Here is a 25,952-nt window from a genome sequence, read left to right on the forward strand (position 1 = left end):
AGATTCTGTGGCAGACTTTCGCCATGGCGGAGCGGTGGACGCGAGAACGCAGACTCGAGCACACCCGCTCGGTGCTGTTGGATGCCGCCGAAGAGGTTTTCGCCGAAAAGGGCTTCACACCAGCGACTCTCGATGACATCGCGCGCACAGCCGGGTACACGAAGGGTGCGATCTACAAGCACTTCGCGACCAAGGAGGACCTCTTCCTCGCGGTGAGCGACCGGTACTGGCGCCGGTACTTCGACAATTTCGCCGAGGTGATGGCGTCCGCCAGTCGCGTCGGCGCGCACGAGCTCGACGAAATCGCCGAGCGCTGGCGGCAGCTGAGCATCGACCGCGGCGCCGACCATGCCGCTCTCGGTCTCGAGTTCACCTTGTATCTACTGCGCAATCCTGACGCGCGGGAGCGGGTCGCGGCCAAGAGAGCGGAGGTCGTCGACCAGCTTGCCAAGTTCATCAACGAGGGGATGACACGCCTCGGTGCCAGCCTTCTGATCTCTCCGCTGACGTTCGCGCAGGCGTTGGTCGCCACCAGCGACTCCGTGGTGCTGGCCAGCCAGCTCGACGACATCGACCTCTACCGGCCGGTCGTGGAGATGTACACGTCCGTCATCAAACTGCCGGACTGATCGCTGAGCAGATGGCGTAACCGCCCGGCAGACCTCCTCAAAGGTTGTGAGGGCATTGACATCTCGCCGTGGGGCGGCGCACTGTCCTACCCGGCCGGCTCCACGTTTCCCAGCACCATCTCCAGGAACGGCCGGAACAGGTCCTCGCCGTCGACATGGCTGCCCAGCGTGACACCCTCGTTGGTCGCGATGAGCACCCGCGCCAGCGTGGCGGCGGGCACCCGCATCCGGCCGCCGATCTTCTCGATGTGGCTGGTGATGTAGCCGGCCAGCGAGTCCGCCGTCTGCCTGCGCTGCGCGGCGACCCGGGCCCGCGCCTCCGGGTTGCGCACCAGGAACAGCGTGAACTCATACCCGAGGGCCGCCCGGTCCGGGTTGCCGATGGTCAGCTCGCGCCAGCGACCGGCGAGCTTGTCGACGTCCAGTTCCTCCAGCGACTGAAAGGACTCGACGATGTCGGTGAAACCATCGAGAAATCGCTGTAATTGGCGTTCCATCACCGCCAGGAACAGCTCCTCCTTGGTGCCGAAGTGCGAGTAGATCGCGCCCCGGGTGTAGCCGGCCGCATCGGCGATGACCTCCAGCGCTGCGGCGCCGAATCCCAGTCGTGCGACGACCTCCTCGGCGGCGTCCAGCAGCAACGTCCGGGTGTGTTCCACCCGTCGCTGCCTGGTCCACCGTTCCGCCACGACGTCATTCTCCCAGCTCTCGGCCGCGTCTGGTCCCGCATCCCCAGGGCAAAGTATTCGACCTTGTATATCGGATACAACTATGTATATTCAACGCTGGCAGCGTCTTTAGTGCTGCCGCCGATTCACGCTCGCGGGCGAACGGAAAGAAGAGTGACGCAATGGATCTGGTCGATCGCATCGCAAAGCACCGCCGGATGGCCGAGAGCTACCGCGACAAGTACGTGCTGCAGAAGGTGCAGGAAGGCGAGAGCTACGACGAATGGGAGTTCGCAGACGACGCCGTCTACACCTCGCCGTACTTCGTCGCCGACCAGGAACTGGTGCTCAAGGACGTGGCCACCCACTGGGATACCGCCGCCACCATCGAGGCCAAGGCCTACGGCGTGACGTTCCCGGATTGGAGGCCCGTCGACTTCAAGGTGTGGCCGGCAGAAAACGGCTTCGTCCAGCGCTACCGCTGGGAGGGGACCAACGTCAACACCGGCGAGACGATGGGGTTCTACTCCATCAGCTTCGTCGAGACCGACGACGAATGCCGGATCGTGCACTGGTCGACCTACGTCAACGACGACGAGTACGGCCCGTTCCTGGAGGCTGCGATCGGGGCGAGGGGACCGTTCCACGGTGACGAGTACATGCAGGCCCTGGCGCGGCACTTCGAGAAGCACAGCATCACGCTCTGATCTTGGGTCGGCTCCACCGGCCGCCGCCACACTGACGATTGATATTGGGCTGCAACAGAATCGAGGACCCCGAAATGCCAGGACGGGTTGAGGGAAAGGTCGCGTTCGTCACCGGGGCGGCACGCGGCCAAGGGCGCAGTCACGCGATCAAACTCGCGGAAGAGGGCGCGGACATCATCGCCATCGACGTGTGCAAGAACGTCGACAACGTCCAACTCGATCTCGCGACGCCGGGTGACCTGCTGGAGACGAAGGCACGTGTGGAGGCCCTCGGCCGGCGGATCATCGCCGAGGAGGTCGACGTCCGTGACTACGACGCGATGAAAGCGGTCGTCGACCGGGGGGTCGCCGAACTCGGCCGGCTCGACATCATCCTGGCCAATGCCGGTATCGGCAACGGTGGCCAGACGGTCGAGACGCTCGAAGAGGACGTCTGGCAGACCATGATGGACGTCAACCTCACCGGTGTCTGGAAGACGGTGAAGGCGGGGATACCGCACATGATCGCCGGGGGCCGCGGCGGATCGATCGTCCTGACCAGTTCGGTGGCGGGACTCAAGGCGTATCCGCAGATGAGTCAGTATGTATCGGCCAAGCACGGGGTCGTCGGCCTGATGCGGTCGTGCGCGACGGAGCTGGGGCAGCACATGATCAGGGTCAACAGCGTGCACCCCACCCACGTCAACTCGCCGATGGTGATGAACGACGAGACGTTCAGGATGTTCCGTCCGGATCTGGAGAATCCCGGTCCGGACGACATCGCCCCGATCTGTCAGATGTTCCACACCATGCCGCGACCGTGGGTGGAGGTCGAGGACATCACCAACGCCGTCATGTTCTTCGCCTCCGACGACTCCCGCTATGTCACGGGTGTCGCGATGCCCATCGATCTCGGAAGCTGTCTGAAGTGAGGCTGACCCCGTTGCCTGCCGGCGAGTAGAACGTCGACGGCAGGCGCGCTCTCGGTGATGATGCCGGTCGAGCGGCGCAACCCGACATGGTGGGCTGCATGTTGGCCGGCTTCGTGCGGCTCCCGCGCCGAGCTCATGAGCAGCAGTCGACGGGCCTGGACAGATCGCATCGGCGGTCTCCCGACCCCCAGTGCGGGACCGCGCTGAATATCAACTACTTGCGATCAAGGTGCCGACGATATACCGTCAGCGATGTCGCCTCCTGCGATATGGCGAAAAGGCAGCTGCGCCTGTGTGTTTGCCTGCGAGTCTGTCCTGTCGCCTTGGGGGCGGCGCCGCGGCAGTGATTGCAGTCAACAGGAGGCGACGATGGCCCGATTCCCCAAACCGCCAGAAGGCAGCTGGACTCAACACTATCCGCAGTTGGGCACCGGTCCGGTGTCCTACCGCGACTCCGTTGACCCGGCGTTCTACGAGCTCGAGCGCAAGGCAGTGTTCAGGCGTGTCTGGCTCAATGTCGGTCGCGTCGAACAGATTCCACGTAAGGGCAGCTACTTCACCAAGGAAATGAAGGTCGTCAACACCTCGATCATCGTGGTGCGCACCACCACCGGTGAGGTGAAGGCGTACCACAACATCTGCCGGCATCGCGGCAACAAGCTGGTGTGGAACGACATGCCGCTGGAAGAGACCAGCGGGGTCTGCCGCCAGTTCACCTGCAAGTACCACGCGTGGCGCTACGACCTCGACGGCAACCTGACGTTCGTGCAGCAGGAGGGGGAGTTCTTCGACCTCGACAAGAGCCGCTACGGCCTGGTTCCCGTTCACTGCGACGTATGGGAGGGCTTCATTTTCGTGAACTTCGCGAAGCAGCCCGAGCAGTCCCTTCGCGACTTTCTCGGTCCGATGATCACCGATCTTGAGGGTTATCCGTTCGATCGGATGACGTCGCGATTCCATTATCGCTCCGAGGTGAAGGCCAACTGGAAGCTCTACATGGACGCTTTCCAGGAGTTCTATCACGCACCTGTGCTGCACGCGAACCAGTCGCCGACGGCGTACTCGAAGGCGGCCGCGGAGGCGGGTTTCGAGGCGCCGCACTACCGGATCGAAGGCCCGCACCGGCTGGTCAGCACCTCAGGTATCCGGGCCTGGGAACTTGCCGACGAGATGCGCAAACCAATCGAGGACATCTGCCAGAGCGGGTTGTTCGGACCCTGGGACAAGCCGGATCTGGGGGAGATGCCGGTCGGACTGAACCCCGCGAAATGCGACCCCTGGGGCCTGGATTCGTTCCAGCTATTCCCGAACTTCGTCATGCTGTTCTGGGGCCAGGGCTGGTACCTGACCTACCACTACTGGCCGACGTCTCACAACACGCACCTGTTCGAGGGCACCGTGTATTTCCCGCAGCCGCGGACCCCGCGGGAGCGCATCGCGCAGGAACTCGCCGCGGTGTCCTTCAAGGAGTACGGACTGCAGGACGCCAACACGCTCGAGGCCACGCAGTCGATGGTGGAGTCGGAGGTGCTCGACGAGTTCGTGCTCTGCGACCAGGAGGTGCTGATCCGGCATCTGCACACCGAAACGGCGGCCTGGGTCGACGAGTACCGGCGCAAGACGGCGGGGGTGTGAGCATGGCCGCCCAAGCCGCAACCGCGAAGCTGCCGCCGGAGTTCGCCGACCTCGAAGCGTTCTCCGACTGGTGTCTGGGCTCCGAACCGGAGCGCTACGCCAAGCGGCTGAGCAGTTCGATGCCCGAACTTCAGGCCTTCTACGACGCCATCACCGCGCGGGCCGAGGAGGCGATCGCCTACTGTGACAAATTCTCGCTCGACGATATGCCCGAGGACGTGCTCAACCTGATGCACATGCTCTATTCGATGATTCAGGCCTCGTTTCCGGTCGAGTGCTGGAAACAGCCCAAGGTTCCCGACACCGGCGCCACGTCGCTGGACTGCGACGCCGAACCCGTTCCGTGACCGGCACCGTTCTGAAGGCCGCCCGGTGGGCGGATGTCGAGGCCGGAGTGGTTCGCGCTCCCGCCGTCATCGTCGTCGAGGGCAACCGCATCCAGGCGATCAACCCGGCCGGTGAACCGGCCGATTCGCCGACGGTCATCGATCTCGGTGATGTCACCCTGCTGCCCGGCTTGATGGACATGGAACTCAACCTGCTCATCGGCGGTCCGGGCGGTCCGGAGGGGCTGCCCAGCCCGATGCACGGCGTGCAGGACGACCCCGCCTACCGCACGCTGCGCGGGGCGGTCAACGCGCGTACCACCCTCGACGCCGGGTTCACCACCGTGCGGAACCTCGGACTGATGGTCAAAACCGGCGGCTATCTGCTCGACGTGGCGTTGCAGCGCGCCATCGAGCAAGGTTGGCATGTCGGGCCGAGGATCTATCCGGCCGGCCACGCGGTGACCCCGTACGGAGGGCATCTGGATCCCACGGTGTTCCAACGGCTCGCGCCCGGCATCATGCCGCTCTCGGTCGCCGAGGGCATCGCCAACGGCGTCGACGACGTCCGCGCGTGTGTGCGGTACCAGATCCGCCACGGCGCGAAGCTCATCAAGGTGTCCGCATCCGGCGGGGTGATGTCGCACAGCACCGCGCCCGGCGCGCAGCAGTACTCCGACGAGGAGTTCGCCGCCATCGCCGACGAGGCGCATCGGGCCGGTGTCAGGGTGGCCGCGCACGCGGTGGGGGACAGCGCGATTCGTGCGTGTATCCGCGCCGGCATCGACTGCATCGAGCACGGGTTCCTGGCTTCGGACGAGACCATCCAGATGATGGCCGACCACGGCACCTTCCTCGTCTCGACCACCTATCTCACCGAGGCGATGGCGATCGACCGCATCGCACCGGAGCTGCGCAAGAAGGCCGAGGTGGTCTTCCCGCAGGCCCAGGCCATGCTGCCGAAGGCGATCGCGGCCGGCGTTCGGATCGCCTGCGGCACAGACGCTCCCGCGATTCCGCACGGCCAGAACGCCAAGGAATTGCGCGCCCTGGTCTCCCGCGGCATGTCGCCGATGCAGGCGCTGCGAGCGGCGACGATGACCGCGGCGGAGCTCATCGAGGCCGACGACGAACTCGGACGGCTCGCCCCCGGCTATCTCGCCGACATCATCGCCGTGGCGGGGGATCCGTCGAACGACATCGCGACGACACTCGACGTGCGGTTCGTGATGAAGGACGGCGTGGTCCACAAGGGCGCTGAGGGCGGCGGTCGCGAGGGCTAACGTCTAGGCATGGACGCGCGTGACGTGACGGGCATCGAGCTCACCGACAACATTCTGTGGCTGCTCAAGCAGGCCTTCTACTTCTCGCTGACCACTGTGAACGAGGCGATCAGCGAGCATGGGGTGAGCACCGCGCAGATCGGGGTACTGCGTCAGCTGGCCAACGAGCCGGGCCTGTCGGGCGCGGAACTGGCTCGGCGGTTGCTGATCAGCCCGCAGGGCGTGCAACTGGCCCTGACCGCGCTCGAGCGTCAGGGACTGGTCGAGCGCAAGCAGAATCCGGCTCACGGCAGGATCCTGCAGGCCTTCCTGACCGACAAGGGGCGCAAGGTCGCTGCTGCGGTCCTGCACGATGCCATCGCCGCGCACGACAGGGTGTTCGGTGTGCTGTCGAAGGCTGAGCAGCAGACGTTGCGCGAGCTGCTCGGCCGGGTCGTGGAGCAGGGGACCGGGCACGAGCTCTACACCGACCACGTCGACCCCTGATCGCCGAAATTGCATTCCAGCAGGCGCTTTCACGAACTTTCGCTGCTGGAATGCAATTTCGGCGGAAGTGGCGTCAACTACTTGAGATTGATGACAAGTACTTGATACTCTATCGGGGATGGCCGAGGAACTCACTGACCCTGCCGAAGGGTTCGCGCCGCTTCGCATCAAGCGGGTGGTCCGCGAGACCGCCGATGCGGTCTCGCTGGTGCTCGACGTGCCGGAGTACTGCTCGCACCGCTTCCAATACAAGGCCGGGCAGTTCCTGACCTTGCGGGTCAGCGTCGGAGGACGCGACCTGCGTCGCTGCTACTCGATGTCGTCGGCGCCGGTGGAAGACGAGTTGCGCATCACCGTCAAACGGGATCCCGGCGGTGTGGTGTCCAACTGGATCAACGACACGGCGGCAGCGGGTGACGAACTCCACGCCGCGCCGCCGGAGGGCAGATTCACTCTGGCCGAAAGTGATTCGAGCCCAGGGGCATTGGTCGCGTTTGCGGGCGGGAGTGGGATCACCCCGATCATGTCCCTGGTGCGCACCGCGCTGGCCGGTACCGAGCGGGCCGTGAAACTGTTCTACGCCAACCGCGGCCGTGATTCGGTGATCTTCTCCGAGTCGCTGACGCGCCTGGCCGAGCAGCACACCGATCGGTTGACCGTTGAGCACCACTACGACGAGGACGCGGGCGTGGTCACCGCCTCGGCGGTAGAGTCGTTCGTCGCCCGGGCCGGCGACGCTGATTTCTACGTCTGCGGGCCCGCCCCCTTCATGGACACGGTGGAGAACACCCTCCTGGAGGTGGGTGTGTCGAAGCGCCGTCTGCATCTCGAGCGTTTCACCATGGCCGAGGTACCGGCCATCCTCGACGGTGACGCGCAGGCATGCGAAGAAGTCCTGATCGAGCTGCAGCGTCAGAAGGTCACCGCGGCCTACCGGCAGGGTGACACCCTCCTGCAGACCGCCCGTCAACAGGGGCTCAAGGCGCCGTCGTCGTGCGAAACCGGCTCCTGCGGAACGTGTATGGCGCGGATCGTCGAGGGCAGTGCCCGGATGTTGAACAACGAAGCACTGGAGCCGGACGAGGTGCAGGAGGGGTGGGTCGTCTCGTGCCAGGCACTGCCCACCAGTCGCAAGGTCCACATGATCTATGAGTAGGAGCGTCAAACCGTGAGCATGAGGCGACACAGATGATCCGCGTGGCGGTGGTGACGGGTGGCGCCTCCGGAATGGGCGAGGCCACCTGTCATGAACTCGGCAGGCGGGGATGCAAGATCGCCGTGCTTGATCTGGACGGCGAAGCGGCACAACGGGTTGCCGAGGACCTGCGGGCCGACGGGGTGTCAGCCCTCGGCGTCGCGGCCGACGTGACCGACCGCACGGCGGTCGAGGAGGCCTTCGCCAAGGTACGCACCGAACTCGGGCCGGTCCATATCCTGGTGACGAGCGCAGGGCTGGTTGACTTCGCGCCATTCCTGGAGATCTCGCCGGATCGGTGGCAGCGGCTGATCGAGGTGAACCTCAACGGCACCTTCCACTGCGCGCAGGTGGCCATCCCGGACATGCTTGCCGCCGGCTGGGGCCGCATCGTGATGATCTCGTCCTCCAGCGCCCAGCGCGGATCACCCGGTATGGCGCACTACGCCGCGTCCAAGGGTGCGCTCATCTCGTTCACGCGGTCGCTGGCCCGCGAGTACGGGCCGGCCGGCATCACGGTCAACAACGTTCCGCCGTCCGGCATCGAGACACCGATGCAGCACCAGTCCCAGGCGGCCGGCTTCCTGCCGCCCAACGAGCAGATGGCGGCCAGCATCCCGGTCGGCCACCTCGGTACCGGCGACGACATCGCCGCGGCGGTGGGTTTCCTGTGCTCGGAGGAGGCCGGTTTCATCACCGGTCAGACCCTGGGTGTCAACGGCGGGTCGGTGATGGCGTGACCGGGATGAAAAGCGAACTACCACAGGGAGGTTCACATGGCTAAGTGGCCCAAGCCCGTCGAGGGCAGTTGGACGCAGCACTATCCGGACCTCGGCACCGGACCGGTGTCGTTCCGGGACTCGACGTCGCCGGAGTTCTATGAGCTGGAGCGGGAAGCCATCTTCAAACGTGCCTGGCTCAACGTCGCGCGTGTCGAGGAGCTGCCCCGGGCGGGCAGTTACCTGACCAAGGAGATCGAGGTCGCGAAGACGTCGGTCATCGTGGTCAAGGGTCGCGACGAACAGATCCGCGCGTTCCACAACATCTGTCGGCACCGCGGAAACAAGCTGGTGTGGAACGACTATCCGAACGAAGAGGTCAAGGGCACCTGCAGGCAGTTCACCTGCAAGTACCACGGCTGGCGGTACAACCTCACCGGCGATCTGACGTTCGTCCAGCAGCCTGGTGAATTCTTCGGTCTCGACGAGAAGGACTACGGGCTGGCGCCCGTGCACTGTGATGTGTGGAACGGTTTCGTCTTCATCAATTTCGATCGGGAGCCGCGTCAGACACTGCGGGAGTTCCTGGGGCCGATGATCACCGCGCTGGACGACTACCCGTTCGAGTCGATGACCGAGCGCTACGACTTCGTCGCACACAACAACAGCAACTGGAAGATCTTCGCCGACGCGTTCCAGGAGTACTACCACGTACCGTCGCTGCATTCGCAGCAGGTGCCGTCCGCGGTCCGCCAGCCCAACGCGACGTTCGAATGCGGCCATTTCCAGATCGACGGGCCGCACAGGCTGGTCTCCACGGCCGGTACCCGTCGCTGGCTGCTGGCGCCGGAATACATGTATCCCGTCGAAAGGGTCACCCGCAGCGGGTTGGTCGGCCCCTGGCGGACACCGGAGACGCATCAGTCCGCCGGCCTGAACCCGGGCGGCATCGAACCGTGGGGCATCACCAACTTCCAGATCTTCCCGAACCTGGAAATTCTCATCTACCACGGCTGGTACCTTCTGTACCGCTACTGGCCCACGTCGCACAGCACGCACAAGTTCGAGGCGTACAACGCATTCCATCCCGCCCGCACCGTCCGGGAACGTATCGAGCACGAAGTCGCCTCGGTGGTTCTCAAAGAGTTCGCCCTGCAGGACGCGGGCATGCTCGGTGGCACCCAGGCGGCGCTCGAGTACGGCCTGGACGAACCGATAGTCGACGACTACCCACTCAACGACCAGGAGATCCTGGTTCGGCATCTGCACAAGACAGCCGTCGACTGGGTGGAGGAATATCAGAACGAGCGTCGACCGGTGGGGGTGTGACGGTGGCCGAACCGAAACTGCCCGGTACGTTCGCCGAGTTCGAGCGGTTTGCCGAGAAGTGGTGCCTGGCAACGGAGCCCGACCGGTGGCAGATGCGCCTGTCGACCCCGATGGGGGAGATCCACGAGTTCTACGACGCGTTCACTCCGCGGTTCGAGGAAGCCATCGACTACTGCGACAAATTCCCTCTCGACGAACTGCCCGAGGACGTGCTGAACCTGCTGCACCTGATCTATTCGATGATCATGGTCTCGATGGCCGTCGAGGTCTTCGGTACCCAGAAACCTGCCGACTCCGCCGACGCGGTCATCGACCGCGTCGGCGCGCCGGTGCCTTGACGGACAGGACGACACAACGATGACACTTCTGACAATCAACAAACTGACCTCGTCGGTGGGCGCCGAGGTCACCGGTCTCGACCCCGGACGGCTCGCCGGCGACGACGCGCTGGGCACGGCGGTCCTGGATGCCTTGGAAGACAACGGCGTACTGGTGTTTCCGGGTCTGCACCTGGAACCCGAGGTCCAGGTCGAGTTCTGCCGCCGCCTCGGCGAGATCGATTTCTCGTCGGACGGCCACCATCGCGTCGCGGGGATCTACCCCGTGACACTGGACAAGTCGAAGAACTCCTCCGCGGCCTATCTGCGCGCGACGTTCGACTGGCACATCGACGGGTGCACGCCCACCGGTGACGACTACCCGCAGATGGCCACCGTGCTGTCGGCCAAACAGGTCGCCGAATCCGGCGGAGAAACAGAATTCGCGAGTTCCTATGCGGCGTACGACGCCCTCACGGACGCCGAGAAGCAGCGGTTCGCCTCGTTGCGGGTGGTGCACTCGCTTGAGGCGTCGCAGCGCCGCGTGAACCCGGATCCGTCACCGGAGGAGCTGGCCCGGTGGCGGGCCCGGCCCACCCACGAACACCCGCTGGTCTGGACCCACCGCACAGGGCGAAAGTCACTGGTGCTCGGGGCGTCCGCGGACTACATCGTCGGGATGGACCCAGAGGAGGGTCGCGCGCTGCTGAGCGAGCTGCTCGACCGCGCCACCACGGCCGACAAGGTGTACAGCCACCACTGGGCGGTCGGCGACACCGTCATCTGGGACAACCGCGGCGTTCTGCACCGCGCCGCTCGCTACGACGAGAACTCGCCGCGGGAGATGTTGCGCACCACGGTGCTCGGCGACGAGCCGATCCAGTAACCGACGGTGACCGGTCCGCGGTTGTCGCCGCTACCCACCGAGGAGTGGGACGACGAGGTGCTCGACGCGCTCGCCCCGCTGCTGCCCCCGAGTCGCAGCAATCCCCGCGACGCGGGCAACGTCCTGGCCACGCTCGTCCGTCATCCCGCCCTGACCCGCGCCTACCTGCACTTCAACGCGCATCTGCTGCTCGCGTCGACGTTGTCGCCCAGGATCCGGGAGGTGGCGCTGTTGCGGGCCGTGCACGTGCGCCGGTCGGATTACCTGTGGGAGCACCATATTCCGATCGCTCAGCGGGCCGGCATCACGCCCGACGAGATCGACGCCATCCGGCAGGGGCGGCCCGCCGACGAGATCGACCGCCTCGTGGTGGGGGCCGTCGACGAGTTGGACGCCGCCAACACGGTCAGCGACGCGACCTGGTCGGCCCTACGTGACCACTTCGACGAGCGTCAGGTGCTGGACCTGATCTTCACCGTGGGCTGCTACCAACTCCTGGGTGCGGCCGTGAACACGCTGGGTGTGCAACCGGAACCACACTGAGCCCGCTCCTCGTTGACGCCGGGCAGCGGGTATGAAAACCTGATACGCAATAATGAGAATCGCGTTCTCCCAGCCTGAGACCGCTGGAACGGAGTGAGCATGGCCGAAGACCTCACCACGGTCGACTTCTTCAGGGACAGTCGCCTGACGGACGATCCGTACACCTTCTACGAGGCGCTGCGCAACAAGTGTCCGGTCAGCCGGGAGGAGCACTACGGCGTCACGATGGTTACCGGTTGGCAGGAGGCCGTCGACGTCTACAACGACGCCGAGTCGTTCTCGTCCTGTGTCTCGGTCACGGGTCCGTTCCCGGGTTTTCCGGTATCGCTGGAGGGCCGCCAAGACGACGACATCACCGCACTCATCGAGCAGCATCGCGACGAGATCCCGTTCAGCGACCAGCTTCCGACGCTCGACCCGCCGACGCACACCAACCACCGCGCGCTGCTGATGCGCCTGATCACTCCCAAGCGTCTCAAAGAGAACGAGGACGCGATGTGGCAGCTCGCCGACGACATCCTCGACGACTACCTGGCCCAGGGCGAGGGGGAGTTCATCAAGGGGTTCGCCGGGCCGTTCACGCTGCGGGTGATCGCCGACCTGCTCGGCGTCCCCGAGGAGGACCGTCCCGAACTGCTCGAGCGGCTCGCGAAGGGCACGCACGGTAGCGGGCTGGGCAATGCAGACAAGACGCTGACCAAGACGCCGCTGGAGTACCTCTACGAGGTGTTCGCCACCTATGTCGAGGAACGCCGCGCCGAGCCCCGCGACGACGTACTCACCGGACTGGCGACGGCGAACTTCCCGGACGGCACGGTGCCCGAGGTCGGCGACGTCGTGCGGGTGGCGACCAACGTGTTCTCCGCCGGCCAGGAAACCACGGTGCGGTTGTTGAGCACCGCGCTGAAGGTGATCGGCGACCGCCCCGACATCCAGGAGAGGCTGCGGGCCGACCGGAGCCTGCTGCCGAACTTCATCGAGGAATGCCTGCGCATCGAGAGCCCGGTCAAAGGTGACTTCCGGCTGTCGCGCGTGCCGACCACCATCGGCGACCAGGCCCTCGGCGCGGGTTGCACCGTGATGGTGATCAACGGCGCCGCCAACCGCGATCCGCGCCGCTTCGAAGACCCCGACGCGTTCGACCCCGAGCGCAAGAACGCGCGGCAGCACCTGGCGTTCGGCCGCGGCATTCACAGCTGCCCCGGCGCACCGCTCGCCCGCGCCGAGACCCGGGTGGGTCTGGAGCGACTTCTCGACCGCACAAGCGACATCCGGATCTCCGAGAGCAAGCACGGTCCTGCGGGCAACCGGCGGTACGACTACATCCCGACCTACATTCTGCGCGGCCTGACCGAACTGCACCTTGAGTTCGACGTCCGATGAAGGTCGCCGTCGACGAGGATCGCTGTGCCGGCCACGGAATGTGCCTCACGCTGTGTCCCGAGGTCTTCTCGATGACCGACGACGGTTGGGCCGTCGCCGATCCCGGTGACGTCCCCGCCGGACTGGAACCGGCCGTGCGGGAGGCCATCGACAACTGTCCCGAACGAGCAATCCGCGAAATCGATTGAGAGCAGGAGAAACACGACTGTGGCCAAGGGCTATGTGATCATCACCGAGGACATCAAGGATCCCGCCGGCATGGCCGAGTACGGGAAGCTGGCCAGCCAGACGATGGGCAACGCCAAGGTGTTGGCGTTCGGGCCGGCCGCCGAATCGCTTGAGGGGCAGTGGCACGGCACCCAGACCGTGCTGCTGGAATTCGAATCAGTGGAAGCCGCGAAGGAGTGGTACTACTCCGACGAGTACCAGGCCGCGGCCAAGCTGCGCCAGGCTGCCGCCGACTGCAACGGCGTCATCGTCGCCGGCTTCTGACCCCCTCGTGCTGCACGCGACGAGCGTGCGCACATTCCCGGCGAGCGTGCGTCGAATGGCGCAGATTGCCGGTGTGTCGCCTGCAGACACGCACGCTCGCGGTGAAGAGGTCAGTAGGGGGATAGCGCGCGGACCGGTGTCGTGGTCGTCGCGTGCACGAGGAGCTCGGCCAGCTGACCCGGGCGCGACAGGAACGGCGAGTGTGACGCGTCGATCGTGAGCTGCTCGACACCGAGCCGGCGGGCCACGGTATCGGCGAGCCAGCGCGGCATCGACCGATCCTGTTCGCAGACAATGAAACTGCGGGGCAGGTCGGCTGCCCAGAAGTTGGGCACCGACACCGGGGTGACGGTGGTGTCGCCGAACCGTTCGGGGCCGAGGCGCTCGAAGGCCCAGCGGGCGGTCTCCTCGTCGCAGTCGTGGTAGAAGTACTTCCACGCACCGTCGAAGTCGGCGAACGTCATCGCGCCGTCATCATCGAAGTTCAGGTACCCCAACATCTCTCCGACGTCACCGTCGAAATCGTCGCCGAGTTCGACCGGGCCCTCCTCGGCGTCCCGCATGGCCATCGCCTCGGGATACGTGCGCCCTTCGCGCGGTAGCGCTGCGGCGAGGTAGACGATGTGGTGCACCAGATCGGGCCGGGCGTCGGCGGCCAACGTGGCGTCGAAACCGCCGCCGGAATGACCTACCAGCACACATTTTTCGGCGCTGTCGGCCTGCATCGCCGTAACCACCGCATCTCGCCGGTTGGCCAGCGTGGACTCCTCGTCGAGACGAGCCCCGTGGCCCGGAAGATCCACCGCGGCCGCATCGTGGCCCAGGGCCTGCAACGCGTCGATGGTGCGCTCCCAGCACCACGCCGCGTGAAATCCACCGTGCACCAGGACGAAGCGCATCGGCGCAGGACTACTTGTCGACAATCGAGATGGCCTGGCGCGGACACTGCCGCACCGCTTCGTTGACCTGCGCCTCGTTCTCCGGTGTCACATCCTCCTGCAGGACGTGCAGATAGTCCTGCTCGTCGACCTGGAACACCTCGGGGATGATCCCCATACACACCGCGTTGCTCTCGCAGAGGCCGAAGTCGACCTCGATCTTCTTGCTCACCTGAGTACCTTCACCGGGACGTGGTGGTAGCCGGCCACGTTCTGCATGTTCACCCGCTGCAGGCCGGAGAAGTCGACCTCGAAGCGGGGCATGAAGTCGAGCAGATGCTCCAACGCGATCGCGGTCTCCATCCGGGCCAGCGCCGCGCCGAGGCAGCTGTGGATGCCGTAGCCCAGGCCCAGGTTCTGGGACTGGGTGCGGTCCCGGGTGATGTCGAACGTCTCGGCGTTGTCGAAGGCGCGGGGGTCACGGTTTGCGGCGGCCTTCATCAGGAACACCGGCTTGTGCGCGGGGATGGTCCCGCTGGGCACGTGGGCCTCCTTGACGGTGTAGCGGACGTTGTACTGCACCGGGCCGACATACCGCAGCAGCTCTTCGACAGCGTCGGGAACCAGGCTGCGGTCGTCGAGAAGCATCTGCCACTGCTCCGGGTGCCGGGCGAACTCCACCACCGCGCTGCCGAGCAACTTGGTGACGGTCTCGGCGCCCGCCCCGCCCAGCAGGGAAGTGAAGCCGGTGATCTCGATGTCGTCGAGCCTGCGCATCTCGCCGTTCTCGCCGGGTATCTCGGCGGCGATCAGTCGGCTGATCATGTCGTCCTGCGGGTTCCGCCGCCGCTCCTGCACCAGACCGTAGTAGTAGACGCCCGAGTCGATGTTGGCCTGCATGTTCTCGTCCGACCATTCGATCTGGCCGGGCTTGCGTTCGAGGCCCTTGTCGATCCAGTGCCGGACCTGCTGCCGGAATTCCTCGGGCACGCCCGCCATCCGGGTGATCACCTCGACGGGGAACGGACCGGAGAAGTCCTGCACGACGTCGAAATTGTCGGGATCGACCTTGGACAGGTAGTGCTCGACGAGTTCGATGACCGTCTCGCGCTGCGACTGGATGGCCCGCGGCGTGAAGGCCTTGTTGAGCAGGCTTCGCATGTGCCGGTGCTCCGGCGGGTCCATGAAGATGATGGACTTCACCGGGCCCTCTTCCGAGCGCACCATGCCGAGGTCGCAACCGCGCGCCGACGAGAACGCCTCGTGGTCCTTGAGCGCCGCAGCCACGTCCTCATGGCGGGTCAGCGCGTAGAAATCCTCTCCGGCGTCGTAGTAGATCGGCGCCTCGTCCCGCATCCTTCGGTAGATCTCGTAGGGGTTGTCGAAGTAGTCCTGCGAGACGGGATCGAAGCGGAGTTCGGGAGCGGTCATGGTTTTCTCCTTCGCGGCGGGCTGGAGCCGGAGGCGTTACGAGAAGTGCCTTAACCGTAACGCTAACAGGGGGCGTGATCCAGTACCGGTTACTTTTCACGTCTGCCGTCGGCAGAACGCATCACCCCGACGGCGCGCCGACGACGACATCGAGAAGCCCTTCGAGGAGTCCCAGGTCGCCGCCGGTCTCGGCGGCGACTTCGCGGACCACTGCCACGTCCTTGCCGAGGAACTCGCCGACCGACTCGATGAACGACTGCACAGACCCTCGGGTGCCGACGATCTCGGCGGCCCGGCTGGCCCCGCTGCCGTGTCCGATCGCGCCGAGGAGTCCTGCCTCGTCGACGCCCACCCGCGCGCCGAACGATGCTGCCTCGCGCAGCATTCCGAGCTGGGCGGCGAACAACGTGTTGTTGATCAGCTTCACCCACTGACCGGCGCCGAGCTCGCCGACATGCAGGATCGGGTCGCCGTACGCGGCGAGCACGGGGCGTGCCCGCTCCACCGCGGCCGCGTCACCGCCGACGAACAGGGTGATCTGCCCGGCGGCGATGTCGTGGGGACCACCGCTGACAGGTGCGTCGAGCACCGTCACCGCGGGAGCCCGGGCCGCGAGCGCCTCGACGGTCCGCGGGCTGCCCGTGGTGTGGACGACGAGCACCGAACCGGGCGCCATCGCATCGAGGAGGCCGCCGTCGAGACATACCTCGCGGACCTGGTCGTCGGTGAACACGCACACCACGACCACGTCGGCACCGTCGGCGACCTCGTCCAGCGCTGCCACCGCACGGGCGCCCGATTCGCCGACCGCGGCGCGCTTGTCCGGGTTCCTGCCCAGCGCGCGGACGTCGTGCCCCGCCTGGACGAGACGGGTCACCATGGGTGCCCCCATACGCCCCGTCCCGACGAAACCGACGGCTGTCACCGCCTGTGGTCCATGGCCTCAAGCGCCGCGTCGGCCGCCGTGAACACCGCGCCCTCGGCAGCGTTGGCTGAGGCGGCGAGGCTGGCCGCGTGCCGGACATCCTTCTGCAGCAGCGCCCCTGCGATCGGTGCCAGGCCCTCGAGTGTTCCGCCGAACGCCGAGATGCTGGCGACCGCCTTACTGGTGGCCGACCCTCGGTTGAGCACCTCGACGAGCTTCTGCCGCGGGATGCCGAGCGATTCGCCGAGCTCCAGGGTGCTGACCGCGCTGCCGAGGTTCGCGCTGAACAGGAGATTGTTGAGGATCTTGGTGTTCTGACCGCTGCCCAGCGGGCCGAGGTGCACGATCGGGTCGGCGTAGGTCGCGAACACCGGCCTGCACCGTTGCGCGACCTCGTCGTCGCCGCCCACCATGACCAGCAGGGTGCCCTGCTCCACCGCAGGGCCGCCGCCGCTGACCGGCGCATCGATCACCGAAATGCCCTGGGCCGCCGCCTTTTCCGCGATCTCCGCGCAGGTGTCAGGGTGAACGGTGCTGTGGATGGCGATGATGCCGCCCTCGGCCAGGCCGGCCAGCACGCCGGACTCGCCGTAGAGCACCTCCCGGACGTCGTCGTCGCCGACCACGCACAGACACACCAGGTCGCTGTTCGCACCGAGTTCAGCCGGCGTGGCCGCGGTCTTGGCGGGCGTGTCGGCGTACGGTTCGAGGCTGGCAGGCCTGCGGGCCCACAATGTCGTCTCGAAGCCGCCCTCGGCGATTCGGCGTGCCATGGGCCCGCCCTGACTGCCCAGCCCGATGAAACCGACGCGCATCAGCTCGCCTCCACTTGTTCCCGATCGCAGCCGTCTGCGGCCGCGATGCACTCGTCGATGAACGACATGACTGTCCGGTGATACTCGCCGGCGGTCAGGCCGACGCTCAGGTTGTGCCCGCTGGCGGCCACCTCGTTGACCCGTACCCGGGGGGACGCGGTGAACAGTCCAGCGATCGCGGACACGGCTTCGGGGTCGGTCTCCCAGACCTTCTCGTGCTCAGCGATGCTGAATTGCACCGGCACACGGACATCGGCTGCGATGGCGGGGAAGTCGCGGCGCGCCCAGTTGGCCGTCACATCGCCCTCGTAAGCCACCCCCGGTGCGGACAGCGCACCGGTGAGCACCTCGGCCGGGTAGAGGTCGGTGGGCTCCCACAACAGATCGCGCAGACCCGCAGGCCGGTTGGTGACCGTGGCCGCGGCGATGATGTCCTTGGCCTTTTCGCCGTACCGCAGACCCGTGCCCGCCAGTTCGACGCCGAGCACGTCGTCGCCGGAGGTCGCCATCCGCAGCGCCAGCTCGCACCCGGCCGAGTGGCCGAGCACGAACAACCCGGCGCCGCGGTCGGCGCCGGCCAGGATCTTGTCGACCGCAGCGAACGACGAGGCGACGCGCCGCGCCGGATCGGCGAACTCGGCGGCGTAGAACGCGGAGGTGCCGTATCCGGGCCGGTCCAAGGCGACCGTGGTGAATCCCCTTGTCGCAGCGCCGCGTAACAGCGACAGGTCCGGGCGTCCCGGGCAGTCGAAGTACGCCGAGGACGTCGCGCCGCCATGCACCGCGAGGATCACCGCACGCGGCTCACGGGCCTGCGCCACGAGTGCGGACATCGGGACTCCGTCGACCAGTACGACCCGGGGGTGAGGGGACTCCGAGGTCATGTGGCCGTCCGCAGGAGCAGGGCTCCACTGGGTGTCAGGCCGCCGCTGCTGACGACGGCGACGCGGGCGCCGTCGACCTGGCGTTCGCCGGCCTCCCCACGAAGCTGGGACACCGCTTCGTGGATCAACCCCATGCCGTGGGTGCGGCCGTGGGACAGCTGGCCGCCGTGGGTGTTGAGCGGGATCACGCCGTCACGGGCGATGGCCTTACCGCCGTCGAGGAAGTCCTTGGCCTCGCCGATCCCGCAGAACCCCAGCGCCTCCAGCCAGGACAGGCAGTTGAAGGTGAACCCGTCGTACAGCTCGGCGACGTCGACATCCGCGGGCCGCAACGACGTTCGGGTCCACAGGTGGGCCGCCTGGCCGAGGACCTGGGGTTCGTGGGTGAGTGTGGTCTGGTCCCAGTCGGTGCGTTCGATGATCTGGGTGCCGACCGCCTCGAAGTACACCGGGGGTTTGGGAAGGTCGACAGCGGCGTCGACCGCCGACACCACGACGGCGACCGCACCGTCGCAGGGCACGTCACAGTCGTAGAGACCGAACGGGGTGGTGATCGGTCTGGCGTTGAGGTAGTCGTCCATCGTCATCGGATCGCGGTAGATGGCCGTCGGGTTCAGCGCCGCGTTGGCACGCTGGTTCAATGCGATCCAGCCGAGCGTCTCCTTGGTGGTGCCGTAGCGGTGAAAGTGCCGCTGCGCGTTCAGCGCCAGCGTGTGCGCGGCCGAGGTCGCCCCGAACGGGGCCTGCCAACTGTTCACCCTGGCGCCGCCCGGTGGGGAGACCCTGCCTTCCTTCATCAGTTGATTGAAGGTGGCCTCCCACAACGTGCGGAAGCACAGCACGTGGCGGGCCATTCCCGTCGCGACGGCCATCACCGCGGCGATCACCGAGCCGCCTGGGCCGAAGGTGTCCATACCGCCGTTGATCCACGTCGGCCTGATGCCGAGAGCGCCCTCAATCGCGGTGACACCGCCCTCGCCCATGCCCATCGCATCCATCGCGGGATAGGTGGACAGACCGTCGATGTCGGCCAGCGTCAGCCCGGCGTCGGCGATTGCGGCCTCACACGCCTCCAACGTCAACGACAGTGGCGACACCATCAGGCGCCGACCCATCTTGGATGCCCCGATCCCGGTGATGGCCGCGGCGTCCTCGAACTTCTCGGTCGTCAGCATCGGCCGCACGAACTTTCCGAAGTCCTGCGGCGCGATCTCATCCTCGGGCAGCGGTGCCATCTCCGCTTCGGCGGTCGGTCGGAACAGCGGCAGCCAGACGTCGTCGTTCTCTTCGAATACCACCTCGACGACCCGACCGAGCTCCAACTCGTCGGGGTCACAGTCGATGATGTTGGTGGTCAACCGGACCCGCGGGTCTTCCTCGATCGCCACCTGTGCGACGACATAGGGTGCGTGCAGGCCGGGGATGGAGAATCGGTGGTTGACGGTGAAGGCCGACAGCACCGCACGACCCGACACCTCACGCGGGCCCATGTTGTGGCCGTGGCAGTAGCGGCACACCGGCTGAGGCGGATGGATGAGTGCCTTGCAGTCACCGCACTCCTGGATGCGGAGCACCCCATCTGCGCCCGATTTCCAGAAGAACTCGTTGTCGAAGGTCACCTGCGGCAGCGGAAGTCGACTCATCGCGTAAAGCCCCACTCGGCCTCGTTGTCCTCGGTCTTCAGGTTCTCCAGGTCGGGCTCGCGCAGCGGCTGGATTCCGGTGTCGTCCGGACGGCGCTCACCGATCTCCAGGATGGCGTGCGCGGGGCAGTCCATCAGCGCCCGGGAGACGGCGTCGCGGTCGCGCTCAGGGATGTCGCCGTCGCCGACGAGGACCGCATAGCCCCAGTCGTCGAGCGAGAAGTACTCCGGTGCGTGTTTGGCGCAGATGCCGAACCCGTCGCACAACGTCCGGTCGAGCTTGATCCGCATCTTGTCGGTCACAGCGACTCCACTTCGAAAGGGCGCGTGGCGGTGAAACTGCCGGTGTCACAACCTGAGCACGTTCCGCCCAGATGCCGTGCCACGTCCTCGGGGAACATCGCCAGCATGCTGGCGGCGATGTTGCAGGCGGCATCGAGGGTGGCGCACGCGCCACGGCCGCGCAGCACCTCTGACCACCGTCGCAGGCGGGCGAGGTCCTCGTCGCCGGCGACGCCGTCGCGCAGGGCCGTCGCGGCTGCGGACATCGCGGCGGTGCCGTTGAAGCACGAGCCGCACTGGCCGGCGTTCTCCCGGTCGTAGTAGGCCAGAACGGACGCGCCGACCGCCACCGGGCACTCGTCGGTGATCACCGACACCGCGCCACAACCGAGTCCGCTGCCGAGACCGCGAAGTGACTCGTGGTCGAGAACGCCGCCGAGAATGCGCTGGTCCAACAGGCCCGCGAAGTAGCCGCCCATCAACGCGCCGCGGACCCGCTCAGCGGGAACGCCGTGGAACCCAATGAGTTCCGCGGCAGGAGTGCCGAACGGGATCTCGTAGAGGCCAGGGGGTCTGCCGCCGCCGGTGAGCGTCGCGAGGAACGTGCCGGGGGAGTCGTCGGTACCCAGCTGGCGGTAGGCGGCTGCGCCGTGCCGGTGGACATACGGCAGATTCGCCAGCGTCTCGACGTTGCTGACGACGGTCGGCAGGCCGCCGACTCCCTCTTCGAAGGGACGCGGCGGCTTGTCGGTCGGTTTGGCCGGCCCCCCGTTGATGGCCCGCACGGCTGCGGTTTCTTCGCCGGCGACATAGCCGGGCGCGACGGTGTGCACGCTGACGGTGACGCCGTCGAGGGTGTCCGGCGCGATCTCGTCGAGCGCTGTGCGCACCGCGGCGGCGGCCCGCTCGTCGGAGACGTAGACGTGTGCGTGACGGGCCCCGATGATCCGGGCCGCCAGCCGAAGGCCGTCGAGCACCAGGTGCGGCCGGTGGCGCAACAGCCAGCGGTCCTTGACCGAGGCGGGTTCACCTTCCTCGCCGTTGGCCACCAGCACGGTGTCGCGTCCACTCTGATGCGCCTTGCGCACCGTGGAGAGCTTGACCGCCATCGGGAACGCCGCCCCGCCGCGCCCCAGGACACCGGCACGGGCGATCTCGTCGTGCAGCGAGTCGATGTCGGACAGCGGAAGGTATCCGCCCGCGTCGCGATACTGCGCGGCCGACTCGGTGTCTGTCCCGGCACGGAGCAGACGCGGGGTCAGACCCGGCCAGGCGGCGACCGTCAGTTCAGTGTTCATCGCCGTGCTCATCTGCGGCTACCCTTCCCTGCATGCGAACAGCGGTGGTGCGTATCGGTGTAGACCTGGCCGGTGAGCTCACGGCCGGTCAGTTGACGGCGGGCACCGCCGAGCTGAGCCGGTTGGCCGCCGAGGTGGGAGCCGAACTGATCGACAACGACCTCGCCGCGCTGCCGCCGAAGCGCCGCGAGGTCGAGATCCTGATGGCGGGCACCGATGCCGCAGCACTGCAGTCTCGCGCAGCGATACTGTGCGCCAAAGCGTTTCGCACCGAACCGGTGATCGGCGTGTTGACGTTCATCAGCCACGGCACCGATGAAGACGCGCAGGGAGTGCTCGCCGGCTTCGGTCTCACCGGCGTCATCGAGCGCCGCCCCGGTGACGACGGGTGGGACATCATCACTGTGACGCTGCGCAAGTCCGACCTGACCCGGGTGCCGGAGAGTCGAGTCCACACCGCGCTGGAGGCGTCGACCAACTGCGAGATCCGGATCGTCACGGTGGATTGAGACCTCCATCAGCGGCCCAGGAAGTCGAGGATGGCGGGCGCCGCCTGCACCCACGTATCGAACAGGCAGAACGTCTTGCCGCCGCTCTGGGCGAATTTCTCGCCGGCCCGTTCCCAGGCATCCTCGGGCCACGGCGGGTCGATCAGCGTGGAGCCTTTGATCAGGCAGTGGACCTCCAGCGAGGTGCGCTTGGGGTGATCCCAGTCGTTCTCGCCGCCCCTGATGATCAGGGTGGGCACGGTGATGTTGTCGAACATCTCGTCGGGCACACCGGGAATGGTCTGACCCGGCTTGGGCACGAAAGCGTTGAGCCAGCGCAGCATAATCCTGAGGAACTCGTCGGCGTCGAGGTCGAGAAGACGCTGACGGTTGGCTGGGTTCTGCTCGATGCGCTCACGCCACTCGGGCACGTTCAGCAGGCCCTTGATGCCGAGGCCGCGGACCGCCAGGATGCTCGGGGTCACATAGTGCCCACCGAGCACGAACGACCCGTAGACACCGCCGACGATGTTCCACACCACCAATTTCCGGACGATCTCGGGGTAGAGCATGGTCGTGAGCATCGAATCCCGGGCGCCGCCGGACCCGCCGAGGATGATGCACGGGGCCTCGTCGAGCGCGGTCACCAACTTGTAGAGCGTCTCGGCGCGCATGTGCGACTCGCTCTGCCCGTAGAACTGAACATCGGATTTGCCGCAGTTGGGCCGATCCCACAGAAGCACCCGATAGCCGCCCTCGACCAATGCCTCGGCCAGCGGGCGCAGCCCGGGAATGTCCTTGCTGAACCGGCCGCCGGGCGTCAGTGCGATCAATTCTCCTGTCTCACCGAGTATTTCGTAGACGACGTTGCCGCCGTTGATCTCGATGGACTGTTCGCCGGCCGTCAGCGTGGGGCCAAGCTCGCCGGTGGCCGTTGATTCGCTCGCAAGCTCGCCGGTGGCCGTTGATTCGCTCGCAAGCTCGCTCATGGCCGTTGATTCGCTCGCAAGCTCGCTCATGCCTGCACCAGGACGTCGTTGCCGACCACCCGGACGGGATAGGTTCGGATACTCCACTCCGGTTTGACTGCGGTGGTGCCGGTGGCGAGCTCGAAACCCCATTGATGCCAAGGGCAGAAGATGAACTCCATGTCCCGGACCATCACCGCGTCTCCTGGGACGGACTCGTCGACGATATTGCGTCCCCTGGCCCGGCCCGAACACAACGGGCCGCCCTCGTGGGGGCAGTAGTTGGCGATCGCGTAGAAGGTGCCGTTGACGTTGTACACACCGACTCCGTGGCGCCCGATGGGTACGAGTTTGTGTGTGCCAGGCGGGATTTCGTCGACTGTGGCGACAACATGCTCCCGCCCCTGCGCCAGCCGGGGCGTCTTGTCCTTGTCCATCGGTTAGAAGACCCGAACCTGACCCTCGAGCGCCGGTACGGTGTCCGGCAGCTTGTAGGTTTCGATCCCGTTGCGGAACATGACCGCTTCACGTGCGTGCTCGGGAAGATGCTTGACCAGCCATCGCGGATCGTCGAACGTCCAGTGCGGGTAGTCGCTGGAGAACAGCAGGATCTTCTCGCACTCCATCCACTCGAACGCCCGGGTCAGCTCGGTCTTGTCCTCGGGATAGTCCAGTGGCTGGGTGGTGAACTTGATGTGGTCCTTGACGTACTCGCTGGGCTTGCGCTTGATGTCCACCCAGGACTTGCGGGCTTCGTAGAGGGCGTCCATCCGCCACATCAGCGGCAGGATCCAGGTGAAGGCATGCTCGACGAACACGATGCGCAGGTTGGGGTGGCGGTCGAAGGTGCCGTCGAAGATCAGGCTCATCACCTGATTCGCCGCGAGCAACGAGTACGTCACCATGAAATCGTGGTTGTAGCTGGGCAGACCGACCGGCGGCATCGGCAGCTCGTCGTAGTGGCTGCGCGACAGGTGGCAGCTCACCGTGATGTCGTGCTTGGTCGCCGCTGCCCAGATGGGGTCGTACTTGGGGCTGCCCCAGGACGGACGGGGTTCGGCCTTGATCAGGATCTGCGCCATGTACGGATGCCCGGCCCAGCGTTCGATCTCCTCGACGCTCTTCTCGGGCTCCTCGATGGCAAGACAGATCGAACCGCGCCACCGCTCGTGCCAGTTGTTGTGGCTGTCGAGCCAGTGGTTGGCCTGCCAGTCGTTGAGCGCCATGGACATCGCGTGCTGCGCCTCGGGAATCCGGGCCGGGTAGGCCGCCGGCTCCAGCACCGCGATGTCCGCCCCGGCCTCCATGATCAGCTGTTTGAACGCCAGATCGGGGTCGCTGCAGGCGAACTCACCGTCAGGCGGGAACGTGTCCACCCGCATGGCGTATGAGTGCGCATAGTCGGGGGCGTCGTAGTAGATCTGCTCGCCGACCTTGCGGGTCAAAAAGTACTTGCTGCGCCACGGCTCCGGGATGTAGTCGACGAGCTCGCCACGCCGGGGTGTCGGATGGACGTCGGAGTCGACGCACCGGACGGCGATACGCTCGGCGGCAGCTACCCGTGGGTTGGCTGTAACGGTCATGGTGGCCTCCTGCCCTCTACTGTGCCGCAGCTGTGGTTGAAACCGCCGGGATTACCGGAGATTCGATGCCGTACAGCGCTGCGGCGTTGCGCCAGCACAACTTGTCGCGCTGATCGGGGGTGTACGCGGTGGGCACCGACAGTTCGTTGAGCTGCCAGTGCGGATAGCTTGAGCCGAACATCACCATGTCGTCCTTGCCGGTGAAGCCGGCCCATTCGCCCGCGAAGTCGACGTCGCCGGGGCCGTCGAGCGCGCCCTGCACGAAATACACGTGGTCGGGCAGATAGTCGCTGGGTATCCGCGGTGCCCACGGCGTCTGCTCCAGGTGCGGCCGGCCGAAACAGTCCATCCGCCAGATGAACGGGGTCAGCAGGTCGGCGGCCCCATCGGCCCAGACGAACTTCAGCGCAGGCATCCGTTCGAATACCCCCTCGGCGATCATGTTCATCAGGTGGTAGAGGAAGTTCAACGCGGTGAAGCCGACGAACTGTTCATAGGTGCGGGTCAGGCCGGACGGGGTGGGTGGCAGCTGCACTCCCGACCCGACCTCGAAGTGCACGGCCACCGGCCAACCGGCGTCGACGGCGGCTTCCCACAGCGGCCAGTACTGCGGTTTGCCGTAGAGCTCGCGGGACTGCAGCGGGATGCCCAACTGCACGATGCGCGGGTGGCGCTTGTACTTGTCGATCTCGCGCAGGGCGCCGGCGATGTCGTCCGGGTTGACCCGCAGCGTCCCACGGAACTTCTCGCCGAGCTGCGGGTGGTCCAGCCAGCGCGTCACCATCATCTCGTTGTGCGCCGCGGCGAGCGCCGTGCCCAGATGGCGGTCGGGCATGATGCCGCGCGTCATCGGGTGCAGGACGGCGATGTCCACGCCGCGGTCGGTGAACAGGTGCTTGGCCACCACCTCCGGGTCCGAACCCGGGTACTGACCGTCAGGACCCGTGGTCCGGTCGGCGTACTCACCCCCGGGGGCGCCGTACCAATCCATTTCGTAATCGGGGAAGCCCCGGCTGCGAAAGGGCTCCTGCAGGAAGTTCATGCGCAAGTCCTTGTTGGACTGGCAGAAGATGTGCACGCTGGCATCGATGACAGGCACTTTCACCTGCGCTTCCAGTGCGCCGGCGGATCCGTCACTGAGAACCTTCACAGAATCCTGTCCTTACTTCCGCGGCCGAGGGCGCGGCCGTCAACAGATTCAGTGTAGATCGTTGTTCTTCATTAGCAAGAATTCTGTTCTCCAGCACAC

The 25,952-nt window shown here is 66.2% G+C and carries 31 protein-coding genes; 17 read left to right on the forward strand and 14 right to left on the reverse strand.

Features of this window, described 5'->3' with window-relative positions:
- The first annotated feature begins 23 nt into the window (after positions 1-23).
- Positions 24-629 (forward strand): TetR/AcrR family transcriptional regulator, encoded by a 606-nt coding sequence (locus BN976_RS14905; protein WP_011781349.1) that lies wholly within the window; start codon positions 24-26, stop codon positions 627-629.
- Positions 630-715: 86 nt separating this feature from the next.
- Here BN976_RS14905 and BN976_RS14910 read toward each other — a convergent pair whose 3' ends face one another.
- Entirely contained in the window at positions 716-1,318 is a 603-nt protein-coding gene (locus BN976_RS14910) for a TetR/AcrR family transcriptional regulator (protein WP_011781348.1), read from the reverse strand.
- Between the two features lie 161 nt (positions 1,319-1,479).
- Here BN976_RS14910 and BN976_RS14915 point away from each other — a divergent pair, with 161 nt between their 5' ends.
- The 15 genes from BN976_RS14915 to BN976_RS14985 all read left to right on the forward strand — a co-directional run bounded on the left by BN976_RS14915 (position 1,480) and on the right by BN976_RS14985 (position 13,509).
- Positions 1,480-2,004: a nuclear transport factor 2-like protein gene (locus BN976_RS14915; RefSeq protein ID WP_011781347.1), complete on the forward strand. Its 525-nt coding sequence runs from the start codon at positions 1,480-1,482 to the stop codon at positions 2,002-2,004.
- A 74-nt stretch (positions 2,005-2,078) separates the two neighbouring features.
- Positions 2,079-2,915, forward strand: a complete 837-nt coding sequence (locus BN976_RS14920) for a mycofactocin-coupled SDR family oxidoreductase (RefSeq protein WP_036371634.1) — start codon at positions 2,079-2,081, stop codon at positions 2,913-2,915.
- A 369-nt stretch (positions 2,916-3,284) separates the two neighbouring features.
- A complete protein-coding gene (locus tag BN976_RS14925) occupies positions 3,285-4,550 on the forward strand; it encodes an aromatic ring-hydroxylating oxygenase subunit alpha (RefSeq protein WP_036371635.1) in 1,266 nt (421 codons plus the stop codon).
- Positions 4,551-4,552: 2 nt separating this feature from the next.
- Entirely contained in the window at positions 4,553-4,897 is a 345-nt protein-coding gene (locus BN976_RS14930) for a hypothetical protein (protein ID WP_036371636.1), read from the forward strand.
- On the forward strand, positions 4,894-6,159 hold the full coding sequence (locus tag BN976_RS14935) for a metal-dependent hydrolase family protein (protein ID WP_036371637.1): 1,266 nt from the start codon (positions 4,894-4,896) through the stop codon (positions 6,157-6,159). Before BN976_RS14930 ends, BN976_RS14935 begins: the two co-directional genes overlap by 4 nt.
- A gap of 33 nt (positions 6,160-6,192) precedes the next feature.
- Positions 6,193-6,645, forward strand: coding sequence for a MarR family winged helix-turn-helix transcriptional regulator (locus tag BN976_RS14940; protein ID WP_036372262.1), 453 nt, complete (start codon positions 6,193-6,195; stop codon positions 6,643-6,645).
- A 118-nt stretch (positions 6,646-6,763) separates the two neighbouring features.
- Positions 6,764-7,801 (forward strand): ferredoxin--NADP reductase, encoded by a 1,038-nt coding sequence (locus tag BN976_RS14945; protein ID WP_036371638.1) that lies wholly within the window; start codon positions 6,764-6,766, stop codon positions 7,799-7,801.
- Between the two features lie 32 nt (positions 7,802-7,833).
- On the forward strand, positions 7,834-8,580 hold the full coding sequence (locus BN976_RS14950) for an SDR family NAD(P)-dependent oxidoreductase (protein WP_036371640.1): 747 nt from the start codon (positions 7,834-7,836) through the stop codon (positions 8,578-8,580).
- A gap of 36 nt (positions 8,581-8,616) precedes the next feature.
- On the forward strand, positions 8,617-9,888 hold the full coding sequence (locus BN976_RS14955) for an aromatic ring-hydroxylating oxygenase subunit alpha (RefSeq protein WP_011781339.1): 1,272 nt from the start codon (positions 8,617-8,619) through the stop codon (positions 9,886-9,888).
- A gap of 2 nt (positions 9,889-9,890) precedes the next feature.
- Entirely contained in the window at positions 9,891-10,226 is a 336-nt protein-coding gene (locus BN976_RS14960) for a hypothetical protein (protein WP_011781338.1), read from the forward strand.
- 19 nt (positions 10,227-10,245) lie between these two features.
- Positions 10,246-11,091 carry a TauD/TfdA dioxygenase family protein gene (locus BN976_RS14965; protein ID WP_011781337.1) on the forward strand — a complete coding sequence of 282 codons (846 nt, stop codon included), beginning with the start codon at positions 10,246-10,248 and terminating at the stop codon, positions 11,089-11,091.
- A 6-nt stretch (positions 11,092-11,097) separates the two neighbouring features.
- Positions 11,098-11,634, forward strand: coding sequence for a carboxymuconolactone decarboxylase family protein (locus BN976_RS14970; RefSeq protein ID WP_036371642.1), 537 nt, complete (start codon positions 11,098-11,100; stop codon positions 11,632-11,634).
- 99 nt (positions 11,635-11,733) lie between these two features.
- Complete coding sequence (locus tag BN976_RS14975) at positions 11,734-13,017, forward strand: cytochrome P450 (RefSeq protein WP_036372265.1); 1,284 nt, start codon at positions 11,734-11,736, stop codon at positions 13,015-13,017.
- The gene (locus tag BN976_RS14980; RefSeq protein ID WP_011781334.1) at positions 13,014-13,205 is read left to right on the forward strand and encodes a ferredoxin; all 192 of its coding nucleotides are present in this window, start codon (positions 13,014-13,016) and stop codon (positions 13,203-13,205) included. The genes BN976_RS14975 and BN976_RS14980 overlap by 4 nt, the downstream gene beginning before the upstream one ends.
- 19 nt (positions 13,206-13,224) lie before the next feature.
- Positions 13,225-13,509, forward strand: coding sequence for a DUF1330 domain-containing protein (locus BN976_RS14985; RefSeq protein WP_011781333.1), 285 nt, complete (start codon positions 13,225-13,227; stop codon positions 13,507-13,509).
- A gap of 110 nt (positions 13,510-13,619) precedes the next feature.
- On the opposite strand, the gene BN976_RS14990 is transcribed toward BN976_RS14985, so the two are convergent.
- The 9 genes from BN976_RS14990 to BN976_RS15030 form a co-directional block, all read right to left on the reverse strand.
- A complete protein-coding gene (locus BN976_RS14990; protein WP_036371643.1) occupies positions 13,620-14,408 on the reverse strand; it encodes an alpha/beta fold hydrolase in 789 nt (262 codons plus the stop codon).
- A 10-nt stretch (positions 14,409-14,418) separates the two neighbouring features.
- A complete protein-coding gene (locus tag BN976_RS14995) occupies positions 14,419-14,619 on the reverse strand; it encodes a ferredoxin (RefSeq protein WP_011781331.1) in 201 nt (66 codons plus the stop codon).
- Positions 14,616-15,818, reverse strand: coding sequence for a cytochrome P450 (locus BN976_RS15000; RefSeq protein WP_036371645.1), 1,203 nt, complete (start codon positions 15,816-15,818; stop codon positions 14,616-14,618). Before BN976_RS15000 ends, BN976_RS14995 begins: the two co-directional genes overlap by 4 nt.
- Positions 15,819-15,939: 121 nt before the next feature.
- Positions 15,940-16,743, reverse strand: coding sequence for an NAD(P)-dependent oxidoreductase (locus BN976_RS15005; RefSeq protein WP_036371647.1), 804 nt, complete (start codon positions 16,741-16,743; stop codon positions 15,940-15,942).
- A complete protein-coding gene (locus BN976_RS15010; protein WP_036371648.1) occupies positions 16,740-17,558 on the reverse strand; it encodes an NAD(P)-dependent oxidoreductase in 819 nt (272 codons plus the stop codon). Before BN976_RS15010 ends, BN976_RS15005 begins: the two co-directional genes overlap by 4 nt.
- Positions 17,558-18,442 carry an alpha/beta hydrolase gene (locus BN976_RS15015; RefSeq protein ID WP_036371649.1) on the reverse strand — a complete coding sequence of 295 codons (885 nt, stop codon included), beginning with the start codon at positions 18,440-18,442 and terminating at the stop codon, positions 17,558-17,560. The genes BN976_RS15010 and BN976_RS15015 overlap by 1 nt, the downstream gene beginning before the upstream one ends.
- Positions 18,439-20,085 (reverse strand): thiolase C-terminal domain-containing protein, encoded by a 1,647-nt coding sequence (locus BN976_RS15020; protein WP_036371650.1) that lies wholly within the window; start codon positions 20,083-20,085, stop codon positions 18,439-18,441. Before BN976_RS15020 ends, BN976_RS15015 begins: the two co-directional genes overlap by 4 nt.
- Complete coding sequence (locus BN976_RS15025) at positions 20,082-20,375, reverse strand: ferredoxin (RefSeq protein ID WP_036372268.1); 294 nt, start codon at positions 20,373-20,375, stop codon at positions 20,082-20,084. Before BN976_RS15025 ends, BN976_RS15020 begins: the two co-directional genes overlap by 4 nt.
- Positions 20,376-20,383: 8 nt before the next feature.
- Entirely contained in the window at positions 20,384-21,676 is a 1,293-nt protein-coding gene (locus BN976_RS15030; RefSeq protein WP_036371651.1) for an NADH-ubiquinone oxidoreductase-F iron-sulfur binding region domain-containing protein, read from the reverse strand.
- Positions 21,677-21,696: 20 nt separating this feature from the next.
- On the opposite strand from BN976_RS15030, the gene BN976_RS15035 reads away from it, so the two are divergent.
- A complete protein-coding gene (locus BN976_RS15035) occupies positions 21,697-22,173 on the forward strand; it encodes a hypothetical protein (RefSeq protein WP_036371652.1) in 477 nt (158 codons plus the stop codon).
- 8 nt (positions 22,174-22,181) lie between these two features.
- Here BN976_RS15035 and BN976_RS15040 read toward each other — a convergent pair whose 3' ends face one another.
- Genes BN976_RS15040 through BN976_RS15055 form a run of 4 tightly spaced genes read right to left on the reverse strand, consistent with a single transcriptional unit; the run spans position 22,182 to position 25,853 of the window.
- On the reverse strand, positions 22,182-23,141 hold the full coding sequence (locus BN976_RS15040; protein WP_051558436.1) for an alpha/beta fold hydrolase: 960 nt from the start codon (positions 23,139-23,141) through the stop codon (positions 22,182-22,184).
- Between the two features lie 26 nt (positions 23,142-23,167).
- Positions 23,168-23,557 (reverse strand): Rieske (2Fe-2S) protein, encoded by a 390-nt coding sequence (locus BN976_RS15045; protein ID WP_036371654.1) that lies wholly within the window; start codon positions 23,555-23,557, stop codon positions 23,168-23,170.
- A 3-nt stretch (positions 23,558-23,560) separates the two neighbouring features.
- The gene (locus BN976_RS15050) at positions 23,561-24,703 is read right to left on the reverse strand and encodes an amidohydrolase family protein (protein WP_036371656.1); all 1,143 of its coding nucleotides are present in this window, start codon (positions 24,701-24,703) and stop codon (positions 23,561-23,563) included.
- Between the two features lie 16 nt (positions 24,704-24,719).
- Positions 24,720-25,853, reverse strand: coding sequence for an amidohydrolase family protein (locus tag BN976_RS15055; protein WP_199558952.1), 1,134 nt, complete (start codon positions 25,851-25,853; stop codon positions 24,720-24,722).
- Positions 25,854-25,952 lie beyond the last annotated feature (99 nt).

The organism is Mycolicibacterium austroafricanum (assembly GCF_000612725.1).
In the GTDB taxonomy this organism is placed as follows: Bacteria; Actinomycetota; Actinomycetes; order Mycobacteriales; family Mycobacteriaceae; genus Mycobacterium; species Mycobacterium austroafricanum.